Source organism: Pseudomonas sp. P20 (assembly GCF_016463925.1).
In the GTDB taxonomy this organism is placed as follows: Bacteria; Pseudomonadota; Gammaproteobacteria; order Pseudomonadales; family Pseudomonadaceae; genus Pseudomonas; species Pseudomonas aeruginosa.
Map to the genome: position 1 here is coordinate 159679 of NZ_JAEMVM010000014.1, position 15053 is coordinate 174731.

At 68.7% G+C, this 15053-nt stretch carries 10 protein-coding genes; 7 read left to right on the forward strand and 3 right to left on the reverse strand.

Annotation, left to right across the window (positions count from 1 at the left end):
• Positions 1 to 9 precede the first annotated feature (9 nt).
• Positions 10 to 2118, reverse strand: a complete 2109-nt coding sequence (gene fusA / locus JHD77_RS19830; protein ID WP_003118529.1) for an elongation factor G — start codon at positions 2116 to 2118, stop codon at positions 10 to 12.
• A 275-nt stretch (positions 2119 to 2393) separates the two neighbouring features.
• On the opposite strand from fusA, the gene JHD77_RS19835 reads away from it, so the two are divergent.
• From JHD77_RS19835 to JHD77_RS19865, 7 genes are all read left to right on the forward strand, one after another.
• The gene (locus tag JHD77_RS19835) at positions 2394 to 5036 is read left to right on the forward strand and encodes a TonB-dependent receptor (protein WP_003103655.1); all 2643 of its coding nucleotides are present in this window, start codon (positions 2394 to 2396) and stop codon (positions 5034 to 5036) included.
• A 179-nt stretch (positions 5037 to 5215) separates the two neighbouring features.
• Positions 5216 to 6940 (forward strand): carbamoyltransferase family protein, encoded by a 1725-nt coding sequence (locus JHD77_RS19840; RefSeq protein ID WP_191519453.1) that lies wholly within the window; start codon positions 5216 to 5218, stop codon positions 6938 to 6940.
• 43 nt (positions 6941 to 6983) lie between these two features.
• The gene (locus JHD77_RS19845; protein ID WP_003114866.1) at positions 6984 to 8147 is read left to right on the forward strand and encodes an MFS transporter; all 1164 of its coding nucleotides are present in this window, start codon (positions 6984 to 6986) and stop codon (positions 8145 to 8147) included.
• Position 8148: 1 nt separating this feature from the next.
• A complete protein-coding gene (locus JHD77_RS19850; RefSeq protein ID WP_003103648.1) occupies positions 8149 to 8817 on the forward strand; it encodes an HAD family hydrolase in 669 nt (222 codons plus the stop codon).
• Complete coding sequence (locus tag JHD77_RS19855; protein ID WP_003088740.1) at positions 8814 to 9452, forward strand: YdcF family protein; 639 nt, start codon at positions 8814 to 8816, stop codon at positions 9450 to 9452. The genes JHD77_RS19850 and JHD77_RS19855 overlap by 4 nt, the downstream gene beginning before the upstream one ends.
• A 148-nt stretch (positions 9453 to 9600) precedes the next feature.
• Complete coding sequence (locus tag JHD77_RS19860) at positions 9601 to 11445, forward strand: copper resistance system multicopper oxidase (RefSeq protein WP_031756582.1); 1845 nt, start codon at positions 9601 to 9603, stop codon at positions 11443 to 11445.
• Positions 11442 to 12419, forward strand: a complete 978-nt coding sequence (locus tag JHD77_RS19865) for a copper resistance protein B (protein ID WP_074231232.1) — start codon at positions 11442 to 11444, stop codon at positions 12417 to 12419. Before JHD77_RS19860 ends, JHD77_RS19865 begins: the two co-directional genes overlap by 4 nt.
• 19 nt (positions 12420 to 12438) lie before the next feature.
• On the opposite strand, the gene JHD77_RS19870 is transcribed toward JHD77_RS19865, so the two are convergent.
• On the reverse strand, positions 12439 to 13662 hold the full coding sequence (locus tag JHD77_RS19870) for a DUF2235 domain-containing protein (RefSeq protein ID WP_003088736.1): 1224 nt from the start codon (positions 13660 to 13662) through the stop codon (positions 12439 to 12441).
• Positions 13663 to 13864: 202 nt separating this feature from the next.
• Positions 13865 to 15046 carry an aminotransferase class V-fold PLP-dependent enzyme gene (locus JHD77_RS19875; protein WP_017002107.1) on the reverse strand — a complete coding sequence of 394 codons (1182 nt, stop codon included), beginning with the start codon at positions 15044 to 15046 and terminating at the stop codon, positions 13865 to 13867.
• Positions 15047 to 15053: the final 7 nt, after the last annotated feature.

Consider the following 15053-nt stretch of genomic DNA (forward strand, 5'->3'; position numbering starts at 1 on the left):
CGGCGGCTCTCAGCGGCCCTGCCTGGCGACGATCGCCTCGGCCACGCTGGCCGGTACCTCGGCATAGCGAACGAACTCCATCGAGTAGCTCGCGCGCCCCTGGGACATCGAGCGCACGTCGGTGGCATAGCCGAACATTTCGCCCAGCGGGACCTCGGCACGGATCACCTTGCCCGCCGGGGTATCCTCCATGCCCTGGATCAGGCCACGCCGGCGGTTGAGGTCGCCCATCACGTCGCCCATGTAGTCCTCCGGGGTCACCACCTCGACCTTCATCACCGGCTCCAGGAGCACCGCTCCGCCCTTCTGCGAGAGTTGCTTGGTGGCCATCGAGGCGGCGATCTTGAACGCCATCTCGCTGGAGTCGACGTCATGGTAGGAGCCGTCGTACACCGTCGCCTTCAGGCCGATCAGCGGGTAGCCGGCGAGCACGCCGTTCTGCATCTGGTCCTCGATGCCCTTCTGGATCGCCGGGATGAATTCGCGGGGAATCACCCCGCCGACCACCTCGTTGTGGAACTCCAGGCCTTCCTGCCCCTCGTCGGCCGGAGCGAAGCGGATCCAGCAATGGCCGAACTGGCCGCGGCCGCCGGACTGGCGGACGAACTTGCCCTCGATCTCGCAGGTGTTGCGGATGGTCTCGCGATAGGCCACCTGCGGCTTGCCGATATTGGCTTCGACGCCGAACTCGCGGCGCATGCGGTCGACGATGATGTCCAGGTGCAACTCGCCCATCCCGGAAATGATGGTTTGCGCGGTCTCCTCGTCGGTCTTCACGCGGAACGACGGGTCTTCCTGGGCCAGCTTGCTCAGCGCGATGCCCATCTTCTCCTGGTCGGCCTTGGTCTTCGGTTCCACCGCCACCGAGATCACCGGATCGGGGAAGTCCATGCGTTCGAGGATGATCGGCTTGTCGATGGCGCACAGGGTGTCGCCGGTGGTCACGTCCTTCATGCCGATCAGCGCGGCGATGTCGCCGGCGCGCACCTCCTTGATCTCGTCGCGCTGGTTGGCGTGCATCTGCACCATCCGCCCGACCCGCTCCTTCTTGCCTTTCACCGAGTTGAGCACCGCGTCGCCGGAAGTCAGCACCCCGGAATACACGCGGGCGAAGGTCAGGGTGCCGACGAAGGGGTCGGTGGCGATCTTGAACGCCAGCGCCGAGAAAGGCTCGTCGTCGTCCGCATGGCGCTCGTCGTGCTTCTCTTCGTCGTCCGGGTCGGTGCCCCTGATCGCCGGGATTTCCGACGGAGCCGGGAGATAGTCGATCACCGCGTCGAGCACCAGCGGCACGCCCTTGTTCTTGAACGAGGAGCCGAGCACCGCCGGTACGATCTGGTTGGCCAGGGTCCGCTGGCGCAGCCCGGCCTTGATCTCCTCGATGCTCAGTTCCTCGCCTTCCAGATACTTGTTCATCAGTTCGTCGTTGGCCTCGGCGGCGGCCTCGACCATGTGCGCCCGCCACTCCTCGGCCAGCGCCCGCAGCTCCGCCGGGATCTCCTCCTCGCGGTAGCTGGTGCCCTGGTCGGCATCGTTCCAGTAGATGGCCTTCATCTTCACCAGGTCGATCTGCCCGCTGAAGTTTTCCTCCGCGCCGATCGCCAGTTGGATCGGCACCGGGACATGGCCCAGGCGTTGCTTGATCTGCGCGACCACGCGGAGGAAATCGGCGCCCTGGCGATCCATTTTGTTGACGTAGGCCAGGCGCGGCACATGGTACTTGTTGGCCTGGCGCCAGACCGTCTCGGACTGCGGCTCGACTCCGTCGGCGCCGCTGAACACCACCACCGCGCCATCGAGCACGCGCAGCGAGCGCTCCACCTCGATGGTGAAGTCGACGTGGCCGGGGGTGTCGATGATGTTGAAGCGATAGCGGTGCGGGAACTGCTTGGTCGAGCCCTGCCAGAAGGCCGTGGTCGCCGCCGAGGTGATGGTGATGCCGCGCTCCTGCTCCTGGACCATCCAGTCCATGGTCGCCGCGCCGTCATGGACCTCGCCCATCTTGTGGTTGACGCCGGTGTAGAAGAGGATCCGCTCGGTCGTCGTGGTCTTGCCGGCGTCGACGTGGGCGACGATGCCGATGTTGCGATAAAGCTCGATGGGAGTGGTGCGAGCCATGATCTGCCCCTTGGGTGCTGCCCTGGATGATGGGAACGACTGCTGAAAGAAAAATGTAGCTGAAGAAAGGACGCCGCAGCACCGCCGCGACGCCTGCTTTTCGACCTCGGCAGAGGGGACTGGTTCTGCCGCTCCGGCCCGCCGACGAAAGGCGCGACGGCAGGGCTTGTTCCCAGCGGACATAAACTCATGGCGCAAAGGTCTAAGCCGTCCCTGGAAAATCCCCCGGCTCGACGGACATCCCTGGACACACCGGAACAAGGGATGCCCCGACCATGCACCGATCGCTCCACACCGACGCGCCGCTGGGCGCCGCCCTGCTGCTGGCCCTGCAGCTCGCTCCCGGCAGCGCCGCCGCGGCGGAGGAACAGGCGCCTGTCGACCCGCCCACGGTCCAGTTGCAACGAATCGAGGTGACCGGCAGCGCGATCCGCCGGGTCGATGCGGAAACCGCGGTGCCGATCAGCGTCCTGCGCGCCGAGGAGCTGCGCCAACAGGGCGTGACCAGCACCGAGGAACTGATCGGCCGGCTTTCCGGCAACCAGGGCGTATACAACTCCAGTCGCTCGGTCGGCAGCGCCACCGGCGGCGCCTCGTTCGCCGACCTGCGCGGAATCGGCGCGAACAAGACCCTGGTGCTGCTCAACGGCCGGCGCCTGGCGAACAATGCCATCGACGGCTCCGCGGTGGATCTCAACACCATTCCCTTCGCCGCCATCGACCGGGTCGAGGTGCTGCGCGACGGCGCCTCCGCGCTGTACGGCACCGATGCCATCGGCGGGGTGATCAACTTCATCACCCGCAAGAGCCTGAACGAAGGCCGCTTCGACAGCGGCTACGCCTCCCCCACCCACGACGGCGGCGGCAACCAGCGCAACGTCAGCGCTAGCTGGGGCTTCGGCGAGCTGGAGGAGGATCGCTTCAATGTCTTCGCGGTGGCCAACTACGACAAGCAGGAGCGCCTCGGCGCCAAGGACCGCGGCTACACCTACAACTACCAGCCGGGACGCGGCCTCGACTACAGCTCCGGCACCGCCTTCCCCGGCAACTGGAGCCAGGGCGCCAACGCCAGCAATCCGCTGGCCGCCGGCGGTTGCAAGGGCGCCGACCTGATTCCGCGCAACGGCATCTGCCGGCAGAGCCTGTGGCGCTACCTCGACCTGGTGCCGGAAACCGAGAAGACCTCGGTGTTCAGCCGCGCCACCGGCAAGCTGGCCGACGAGCACAACGTCAGCCTGGAGTACTTCTGGTCGCGCAACGACAACGCTACCCAGGTCGGCCCAGGGACCCTCACCGGCCTGCAGATCGATCCCGGCACCGCCTTCTATCCCGGCAACGGCATCACTCCCGGACCCGGCGGCTTCGTCCTCGACCCGAGCCGGCCGGTGGAGGTCAACTGGCGACAGAGCGTGCTCGGGCCGCGCCTGCAATCCTCGCAGAACACCGGCCAGCGCCTGCTGCTCGGCTTCGACGGCCAGTTCGCCGGCTGGGACTACGATATCGGCGCCTCGTACAACCAGAACAAGGTGGTCGACCATATCCACAGCGGCTACGTCGATGATCGCGCCGCCGCCCTCGGCATCGCCAACGGGACGCTGAACCCGTTCGGGCCGCAGACCGACGCCGGCCTCGCCTACCTCGGCAGCCACGCCCTGAGCGGCGACTTCCGTACCTCGGTCGGCCGCGTCAAGGGCCTGGATGCCCGCGCCAGCCGGGAGATCGGCGACTGGTTCGGCGCCGGGCCGGCGGCCCTGGCGCTGGGCGGCGAGTTCCGCAAGGAAGCGTTCCACCAGGACATCCAGGACTTCGCCGGCAACGTGCAGAGCCTCGGCGTCGATCCCGCCGCCACGGTCAGCGGCGAGCGCAACCTGAAGGCGCAGTACGCCGAACTCAACGTGCCGGTGCTGGACAGCCTGGAACTCAGCGCGGCGATCCGCCACGACAAGTACAGCGACTTCGGCAGCACCAGCAACCCGAAATATTCGTTCCGCTTCCAGCCGTTCCGCCAGTTGGTCCTGCGCGGCGCCTACAGCGAAGGTTTCCGTGCGCCGTCGCTGTACGAACTGTACAACCCGACCTTCACCACCTATACCAGCGCCAACTACGACGACCCGCGCCTGTGCGCCGGCGGCCAGCCGAGCCAGGGCGGCATCGCCAACCGCGACTGCGCCCAGCAGTTCTACAACGCCACCGGCGGCAATACCGACCTGCGACCGGAAACCGCGCGCAACGTTACCCTGGGCCTGGTCTACCAGCCGCTGCGCGACCTTTCCGTCGGCCTGGACTTCTGGTGGATCAGGATCGCCAACCAGATCGCCGAGTTTCCCGAAGCGGCGATCTTCGCCGACCCGCAGGCCTACGCCGGACGCATCGTGCGCAAGGCCGACGGCTCGATCGATCACGTCGTCACCGGACTGGCCAACCTCGGCAAGGTAAAGACCAGCGGCGTCGACCTGAGCCTCGATTATCGTTTCCCGGCCAGCCGCTACGGGCAGTTCGGGCTCGACCTGCAAGGCACCTACGTGTCCCGCTACGACTTCCAGCAGCAGATCGGCGGCCAGTACCTGGACAACGTCGGCGACTTCCAGGGCGTCGGCGTGATCGCCCGCTGGAAGCACGTCGCCAACGCCACCTGGAGCCGCGACGCCTGGCAGGCCACCCTGAGCAACCGCTACACCAGCGGCTACAACGACTACGACCGCGCCAGCCACGGCAAGGTCGGCTCGTGGAACCTCTGGGACCTGGCCGGCAGCTACCGCCTCAGCCACGCGCTGGGGCTGACCCTCGGGGTGAAGAACCTGTTCGACCGCGAACCGCCGTTCAGCAACCAGACCTACACCTTCCAGAGCGGCTACGACCCGCGCTACACCGATCCCTACGGGCGCATCCTGTTCGGCCGCCTCAGCTACAGCTTCTGATGCCGGCGCGGGCGCCCGGCCGGTATGGCCGGCAAGCCCGTCGACGGCTGTCCAGCTACCAGATCCGGTAGCCCTGCCAGATTTCGCAGGCGACCAGATCTGGCAGGTTGTTGGGCTCCCGGTGCCATGCAACCTATTACGCCTCTCGCCCCCCACCCGTTCGCGCAAGAGGACACCGCATGATCATTCTCGGGATCACCAACAACGACCTGGCCGGCGCCTGCCTGGTGCGCGACGGCGGGATCGTCGCCGCCGCCAGCGAGGAGCGCTTCACCCGCCAGAAGGACCACAAGGCCTGGCCGAGCCGCTCCATCGACTATGTGCTCGGCGAGGCCGGCATCGACCTGGCCGACATCGACCGCATCGCCTACGGCTGGAACGCCGGGTTCGACGCCGGGCGGCACCTCGACCTCTATCTGGACCGGGTCCTCGAGGAAGCCCGCGGGCGTCCCGAGGGCCTGCCGCACCTGCGCAAGCGGATCGCCGACGAAATGGCCAACGACAAGGCCAAGCGCGGCGAATTCGATGCCTTCGTCCGCGCCAACGGCCTGCGCGGCAAGGTCGAGTACATCGACCATCACGAATGCCACGCCCTCGGCGCGTTCGTCTGCTCGCCGTTCGACGAGGCGCTGACCCTCACCTGCGACGGCCGCGGTGACTTCCAGTCGCTCACCGTCACCCACTACCGCGCCGACGGCGGCGAGGCGGTCCTGCAACGCGAGACCAGCGTCGACAGCCTGGGCTACTTCTACGGGCGCATCACCCGCCTGCTCGGCTTCAAGCCGAACCGCCACGAAGGCAAGATCACCGGCCTGGCGGCGTTCGGCGACGCGGAAAAGCTGCTGCCGCTGATGAACGACATGATCCGCCTGGAGAACGGCCGCCTGCGCGCCCGCTGCGGCGAACTGTACCTGCCCTCCTACGACGGCTACAGCGATCCGCTGCTGCAACGCTGCGCGGCGGAACGCCCGGCGGATGTCGCCGCCGCCGCGCAACGGCACTCCGAAGACCTGCTGGTGGCCATCGCCCGGGAGCACGTGGCGCGCACCGGCTGCGCCAACCTGTGCCTGGCCGGCGGGGTGTTCGGCAACGTCAAGCTGAACCAGCGCCTGCGCGAGATCCCCGGGGTCCGCGATGTCTACGTGCTGCCCTGCATGGGCGACGGCGGCCTGGCCCTGGCCGCGGCGGTGGCGGTGGCCTATCGCGAGAACGGTACGCGCTTCCCGGCGCCGAGCATGGCCCTCGGGCCGGACGCGCGCAGCGCCGCGCAGAATGCCGAGCTGATCGCCAGCCAGTACCCGCAGCTGGCCTACAGCCGGCCGGCCAACCTGATCGAGACGCTGGTCGAAGCGCTGCGGGAAAACCAGGTGCTGGGCATGTTCAAGGGCCGCATGGAGTTCGGCCCGCGCGCCTTGTGCAACCGCAGCATCGTCTACCATCCCGGCGATGCCAGCGCCAACGACTGGCTCAATCAGCGCATGGAACGCACCGAGTTCATGCCATTCGCCCCGGTCACCGCGGTAGAACACGCCGAGGCTTGCTACGTTGGCTGGCGTGAAGACCAGGTGGCGGCCGACTACATGACCATGACCTACGACTGCCATGCGGATTTCCGCGCACGCTGCCCGGCGGTGGTGCATGTCGACGGCACCGCCCGGCCGCAGATCATCCGGCCGCAGGCCGATCCGTTCATGCACGCCCTGCTGCATGCCTGGCATGCCCGCAGCGGCCAGCCGGCGCTGATCAACACCTCCTTCAACCGCCACGAGGAACCGATCGTCTGCGCCCCGCAGGACGCCCTCGGCGCGCTGGAGGACGGCATGGTCGACCTGGTGGTGCTGGGCGAGTCCCTGCTGGTCTGGCGCAAGGGCGAGAACGCCTTCGCCAGGGCGCGCTTCGAGTGAGGCGCAAACCGCAGCGAACCGGCACGGCGACGCGGGAACCGGCATGTACCTGATCTTTTCCGGCTACTTCGCCGCCGAGGGGCTGATCTATCCGTTCTGGCCGACCTGGCTGGCCAGCCTGGGCTTCGGCGCCAGCCAGATCGGCCTGTTGATCGCCGCGGCCTACTGGCCGCAGGTGATCGCCGGGGTGGCGCTGACCTACGTGGCCGACTGGCGCATCGACCAGTTGCGCCTGGCGACCCTGCTGGCGGCCCTGGCCGGCGCCTGCGCCCTGCTGTTCCAGCTGGCCGAGGGCCTGCCCCTGTTCATCGCCCTGAGCGTGCTCTACGGCGCATTCTGGACCAGCGTGCTGCCGCTCACCGAATCCTACCTGCTCAAGCGCGACAAGGCCGCCCTGCAGAACTACGGGCGGGTACGCGCAGTCGGTTCGCTGGCCTTCATCCTCACCGCGACCCTGGGCGGCCTGCTGCTCGGTCGGTTCGGCCAGCAACTGGTGCCCGCCCTGGTCGGCCTGACGATGCTGCTCACCGCGCTGGCCTGCCTGTTCCTCCGTCGCCGCAGCCTGCGCCGTCCGGACTCGCCGCTGCCGGGCGCCAGGCGCCGTCCCGACCTGCGCGGGATCCTCCGGCAACGCCCCCTGCTGCTGGCCATCGCCGCGGCGGGAATGATCCAACTGAGCCACTCGCTGTACTTCACCACCGCCTCGCTGGGCTGGCAGACGCTGGGCTACTCGTCGTTCTCGGTCGGCGCCTTCTGGGGCCTGGCGGTAATCGCCGAGATCAGCTTCTTCGCCGTCTCCAACCGCATCCTGGACCGCCACCCGGCGCTCCAGGTGATGCTCTTCTCCAGCCTTTGCGCGGCGCTGCGCTGGGGCCTGCTGGCCGGCAGCGAACACCTCGCCGCGATCCTCCTCGGCCAGTGCCTGCACGCCCTCAGCTTCGCCGCCTACCACGCCGCGGTGATGCGTTACATCCGCGACCACGCGCCGGAAAGCGCGCGGGTACTGACCCAGGGGATCTACTACTCTCTGGCGGTAGCGCTGCCCATGGGCCTCGCCAGTCCGGCCGCCGGCTGGCTGTACGAAGGCCTGCCGCAGTGGTCCTATCTGATCATGGCGCTGTTCGCCCTCGGCGGCGCGGTCCTGGTCTGGCTTGCCCTACAGAGTGCCCGAGATGCATCGACTAGCGTTTTCAGCCGTTCTGTTTGACATGGACGGCGTCCTGATCAGCTCCCGCGAAGCCATCGCCGCGGCCTGGAGCCGGGTCGCCGGCGAACAGGGCGTGGCGCTCGGCCCGGACTGCCTGCGCGACCACGTGCACGGTCGCCCGGGCGGCTACACCCTGGACTATCTGTTCGGCCACCTGCCGATGGAGCGCCGGCGGATCCTCAAGCAACGGGTCGATGCGCTGGAGGAAGGCGCCGACTGTCCCCTGCTGCCCGGCGTCGCCGCGGTGATCCGCCAGCTGCGTTGGCTGGACGTGCCCTTGGCGCTGGTCACCAGCAGTTGGCCGGCACGCATCGACCACGTGCTGCGCCAGCACGACCTGCAGGCGGCGTTCCGCACCCTGGTCAGCCGCGACGACGTGGTCCACGGCAAGCCGGCTCCGGATGGCTATCGCCTGGCCGCGGCCAGGCTCGGCGTGGCACCGTCGCGCTGCCTGGTGTTCGAAGACTCCCTCAGCGGCGTGCAGGCCGCCTGTGCCGCCGGCGCGACCTGCGTGGCGATCGGCGAGGAGAGCGGCCTGCTCGCCGCCGGCGCGCGCTGGTCGGTCCGGGATTTCCGCGAGCTACGGATCGTCCGCGAAGACGACCGGCTGTACTGCCAGCATCGGCACCCCGCCACGACCGGCAGCGAGAGGAGCGTTGGCGTCCCATGAGCCCGACCCTGCAAGATGCCCGGCTGCTCTGGGACTTCCTCGGCCAGGGCCGCTGCCATGTGCCCTGCGAACTGCTGGTGGTATGCGGCTCCTACGACCTGCGAGTCTGCGACCACGCCTGCGAACTGCTCGAACGCGGCCTCGCCGAACGCCTGCTGTTCACCGGCAACACCGGGCACTGGACGCGCCATCTCTGGGTCGAGCCGGAAGCCGAGCTGTTCGCCCGCCATGCCAGGGCACGCGGGGTAAGCGACAGCCTCATCGTGATCGAGCCGCGGGCGACCAACTTCGCCGAGAACATCGCCTTCGCCCGCGAGCTGTTCCCCGACCTGCGCCGCGCGACCTTCGTCACCAAGCCCAACTCGATCCGCCGCGTGGCGCTGACCCTGCCGGTCCGCTGGCCGGGTCTGGAGGGACACGTGGATGCGCCCGACTACGCATTTCCCGACGGCATCTCGAACCTGGTCGGCGTACTCGGGGTGATCGACGAGATGGTCGGCGACCTTGACCGCATCATGCGTTACCCGGCGCTGGGCTTCCAGGTCGCCTGCCCGATCCCGGCGCAGGTCATGGACGCCTGGGAACGCCTGGTGGCGCGCGGTTTCGACCGCCACCTGGTGAACCCGCCGCGCTGAGCTGACAGCACTGTAATCTTCCCCACAGCTTGCCGACAGGCGCGCGCCGCTAGGGTGTCCGCATCGCCGCACCGCCCTGGCGGGGCCGCGACTTCCCGGCTGCGCAGGCTCGCGCAGTCCGTCCTGCCACCTGCGTGGAAACCAGCGGATGCACAGAACTTCGCGACGCACCTTCGTCAAAGGCCTCGCCGCCACCGGTCTGCTCGGCGGACTGGGTCTCTGGCGCGCCCCGGCCTGGGCCCTGGCCGGGCCGGGCCAGCAGAACCTGCTCGCCGGCGACAGTTTCGACCTGTTCATCGGCGAGACCCCGGTGAACCTCAGCGGCTCGCCGGCCACCGCCATGACCATCAACGGTTCGCTGCCCGGCCCGACCCTGCGCTGGCGCGAAGGCGACAACGTGACCCTGCGGGTGCGCAACCGCCTCGCCGAGGACACCTCGATCCACTGGCACGGCATCATCCTGCCGGCCAACATGGATGGCGTGCCGGGCCTCAGCTTCGAGGGCATCGCTCCCGGCGGTCTCTACGAATACCGCTTCAAGGTCCGGCAGAACGGCACCTACTGGTACCACAGCCACTCGGGGCTACAGGAGCAGGCCGGGGTCTACGGCGCCCTGGTGATCGACGCCCGCGAGCCGGAACCGTTCAGCTACGACCGCGACTACGTGGTGCTGCTCAGCGACTGGTCGGACGAGAAGCCGCAGCGCATCCTCGCCAAGCTGAAGAAGCAGTCCGACTACTACAACTTCCACAAGCGCACCGTCGGCGACTTCATCGACGACGTCAGCGCCAACGGCTGGGCCGCGACCCTGGCCGACCGCAAGATGTGGGCCGAGATGAAGATGAGTCCCACCGATCTCGCCGACGTCAGCGGCTACACCTATACCTACCTGCTCAACGGACAGCCGCCGGACGGCAACTGGACCGGCCTGTTCCGCCCCGGCGAAAAGCTCCGCCTGCGCTTCGTCAACGCCTCGGCGATGAGCTATTTCGACGTCCGCATTCCCGGCCTGAAGATGACCGTGGTGGCCGCCGACGGACAGCACGTCGAGCCGGTCAGCGTCGACGAGTTGCGCATCGCCGTGGCCGAGACCTACGACGTGATCGTCGAACCGGGCGGCGAGCGCGCCTATACCCTCTTCGCCCAGTCCATGGACCGCAGCGGCTACGCCCGCGGCACCCTGGCGCTGGCCGAAGGGCTTAGCGCGCCGGTGCCGACGCCCGATCCGCGCCCGCTGATCGGCATGGACGACATGGGCATGGGCGGCATGGACCACGGCGCCATGGGGCATGGCGCGGCGACGAGGCCCGCCAGCGAGATGGACCATTCGAAGATGTCGGGCATGGACATGAATGGCATGGACCATTCGAAGATGGCCGGCATGGACATGAACGGCATGGACCACTCCAAGATGGCCGACATGGACCACTCCAGGATGGGCATGGACACCATGCCGATGCAGTCCCATCCGGCTTCGGAGGACGGCAACCCGCTGGTCGACATGCAGACCATGACGCCGACACCGAAGCTCGCCGACCCCGGCCTCGGCCTGCGCGACAACGGGCGGCGGGTGCTGACCTACGCCGACCTGCGCAGCCGCTTCGCCGACCCGGACGGCCGCGAACCGGGGCGCACCATCGAGCTGCACCTGACCGGGCACATGGAGAAGTTCGCCTGGTCCTTCGACGGCATCAAGTTCTCCGACGCCGAGCCGCTGCGCCTGACCTACGGCGAGCGCCTGCGGATCGTCCTGGTCAACGACACCATGATGACCCACCCGATCCACCTGCACGGCATGTGGAGCGACCTGGAGGACGAGCAAGGCAACTTCCTGGTGCGCAAGCACACCATCGACATGCCGCCGGGCACCCGCCGCAGCTACCGGGTCACCGCCGACGCCCTGGGACGCTGGGCCTATCACTGCCACCTGCTGTTCCACATGGAGATGGGCATGTTCCGCGAAGTGCGGGTAGACGAAGGAGACAACGCATGAGCCGCCAGCCGAAACCCGCCCGCCTGGCCGGCGGTGCCCTCGCCCTGGGTCTGCTGCTGGGCCTGCCGAATCCCGTCGAGGCCGCGCAGGACAATGGCATGGACCACTCGGCCATGGACCACGGCGCGATGCCTGGCATGGACCACGGCCAGAGGACCTCCGCCCCGGCACAGCCCATGGAGCACCAGGGAATGGACCATGGCCGGATGCCGGGGATGAGCCGCGCTGCGCGGCAACCTCCGGCGCAGGCCGCGCCCAGCCAGAGCCGTACGCCGATCCCGGTGCCGACCGAGGCCGACCGCCGTGCCGCCTTTCCGCCGCTGGAGGGGCACAAGGTGCACGACAGCGCGCTGAACAGCTTCTTCCTGCTCGACCAGTTGGAATACCAGGACGCCGACGACGGCAGCGCGCTGGCCTGGGACGCCAGCGGCTGGATCGGCGGCGACATCAACCGCCTGTGGCTGCGCAGCGAAGGCGAACGGCTCGACGGCAAGACCGAGGACGCCGAGGTCCAGGCGCTGTTCGGGCACGCCATCGGTCCCTGGTGGGACCTGGTCGCCGGCGTGCGCCAGGATTTCAAGCCCGGCTCGCCGCAGACCTGGGCGGCGTTCGGCGTGCAGGGCCTGGCGCTCTACGACTTCGAGGCGGAAGTCACCGCCTTCCTCGGCGAGAACGGCCAGAGCGCGCTGCGCCTGGAGGGCGAGTACGACATCCTGTTGACCAACCGGCTGATCCTCCAGCCCAGCGCCGAGGTCAACCTGTACGGCAGGAACGATCCCGCCCGCGGCATCGGTTCGGGCCTTGCCGATAGCGAGCTGGGCCTGCGCCTGCGCTACGAGATCCGTCGCGAGTTCGCGCCCTACATCGGGGTGACCTGGAACCGCTCCTACGGCAACAGCGCCGACCTGGCCCGCGCCGAGGGCGAGGACGACGACGAGGCGCGCTTCGTCGCCGGTATCCGCATGTGGTTCTGAACGCGATCGCGGCCAGCCGCTAGCGGTAGCCGTCGAGCAACGGCGAATCGTCGATGAGGTCGCAGCGTTCCAGCGCTGGCAGGTTGCACGGCCGGTAGTCGGGGCATTCGTCCAGCCGCCGCTGCACCGAACGGTGCAGCTTGACCCGGGTTTCCTGCCCGACCGGTTCCAGCGGCCGCGAGCGCGGCCGGCCACGCGACCAGCGCCAGGCGCGGTTGCCGCTGCGGCGGTCCCAGACCAGCAGCGGCAGCCACTCGGCCAGGCGCCAGGGCCGGGTCATCACCGGCAGGATCGGCGCGGTCGGGTCCGGGCCCTGCTTCGAACGTGCGCGCAACTGGTCGCGGCTGCGCGCCGGGTCGACATGCAGGCCGGCCTCCAGCGCCTCGCCGAGCATCCAGGTAAAGGCCACCAGAGCCAGCCGCGAGTCCTTCGGCGCATAGCCACCGCCGACATCGGAGTGCATGCCGGGGAACCACACCTGCAACACGTCGGACTTGCGGTCCTTCTCGCCGAACCAGAGGTTCTGCCGGAAGAAGCAGCGGCATTCGTCGATGGCCAGGGCCTGGCGGACCACGTCGACCATTTCGTTGTTCGAGGAATACGGCACGGTCAGCGGGTCGTAGACCCAGCCCACCGAGGTCACGGTGTCGAACAGGCCGAGGAAGTGCACCTTCACCTGCCGGCCGAAGACCTTGCGGAAGCGTCCCAGCAGGCCGAAGTCCGGTCCGCGGCGACGCGTGCCGGCCCGCTTGTCTTCGTCGCGGGGCGGCATGCGGGTGGTGAGCAGGGTCCAGGCGTAGTCGAAGAGGTGCGGCTGGTGCGCATCGATCAGGCCCACCGCGCGCAGCATCGCGGCCAGCACGCGCACCGCGTAGGCCCCGCGGGAAAAGCCGAAGAGGAATATCTGGTCGCCGGGCCGGTAGTGCTCGGCGAGGAAGCGATAGGCGCCCTCGACGTTGCGCTTGAGCCCCCAGCCGAAGGCCAGGCCGGCGATCCGCGAGGGAAACTTCTGCCACTCGAACAGGGTTTCCTTCAGGCCGAAGGTGCCGACGCCTTGGTCGTAGTAGGCCAGCACCCTGCGCGGATCGCGCGACAGCGAGCGGTACAGGCGCACCACGTTGGTCGGCTGGTCGCCGAAGCGGTTCGAGGTTCCGTCGATGCAGACCACCAACTGGCGCGGCGCGTCGTTGTCCTGGGCGCTGCCGGCAGGCGGCAAGGCGGAATCGGGGGAGAGATCGTCCATTGGGCTCACGCAGGCAAAGCCTGACTTCCGTCGGCGGTGGATGGGAATGGCGACGCATGATACCCAACCTGGATGATCCGCCAAGCGCACATTGCCGGGAAATGGCGGCAAAGACGAAAAGCCCCTGGAGCCGCAGGGCGAATAACCGCTTCGCGGTTATCCGCAGCCCCTGGCTTCGGCGAGCGCGGGTCGAGCCGGCCGCTCAGCCTGCCCTGGATACCCCGAGGAACGGCTGCCACGCCGGCGCGCCACTATCCGCCGCGGCCTTGAGGGCGGCCACCGCCGCGTCGACGTCGGCCTCGCGGGTGTAGCGACCGAGGCTCAGGCGCACGCTGCGGCCAGCGCTGGCGGCATCGTGGCCGAGGGCGAGAAGCACGTGGGACGGCGCCGGCCGCGCCGAGTTGCAGGCCGAGGTGCTGGACACCGCCAGGCTGGACTCCAGTGCCTGGGGGACAAAGGCCGGGTTGTCGAAGGTCAGGTTCAGGGTATGCGCGATGCGTGCGTCGGCGCTGCCGTTCAGGCGCCAGCCGTCGATCTGCGCCAGCCCCTCCAGCAGACGCCGCTGGAGTCCGGCGATGCGCCTGCCCTCCTCCTCGAAAAGCTCGCCGGCGAGGGCGAAGGCCTCGCCCATACCGACGATCTGGTGGGTCGCCAGGGTCCCGGAACGCAGGCCCTGCTCGTGTCCGCCGCCGTGGATCTGCGCCTTCAGCCGCCGCTCGGCGCGCGGCCCGACGTACAACGCGCCGATGCCCTTGGGCCCGTAGGTCTTGTGTGCGGAGAACGACATCAGGTCCACCGCCAGGCTGCCCAGGTCGATCGCCACCTTGCCGCTGGCCTGCGCCGCGTCGACGTGGAACAGCGCGCCGCGCTCGCGCACCCGTTCGCCGATGGCGGCGATGTCGGTCAGGGTGCCGAGTTCGTTGTTGACCCGCATCAGCGACACCAGGCGGGTATCGGCGCGCCAGGCCGCCTCCACCTGTTCCGGCCGGATCAGGCCATCGGTGCCGGGCGCCAGCCAGGTCACGCTCCAGCCGTCATCGGCGAGTTGCTGCACGGTGTCCAGCACCGCCTTGTGCTCCAGGCGACTGGTGATCAGGTGGCCGGGTGCGTCCAGCGCCTGGGCCACGCCCTTGAGGGCCAGGTTGTTGGATTCGGTGGCGCCGGAAGTCCAGACGATCTGCCCGGCGCTGGCGCCGACCAGCGCGGCCACCTGCTCCCTGGCCCGCTCCACTGCCCGCCGCGCCTGGCGGCCGTAGGCATGGGAGTTCGACGCGGGATTGCCAAAACACGCCTGGTAGCCGAGACACTCCACCATGGCCCGGATCACGCGCTCGTCCACGGGCGTGGTGGCGGCGTAATCGAAGTACAACGGTAACGAACTCATCGCATTC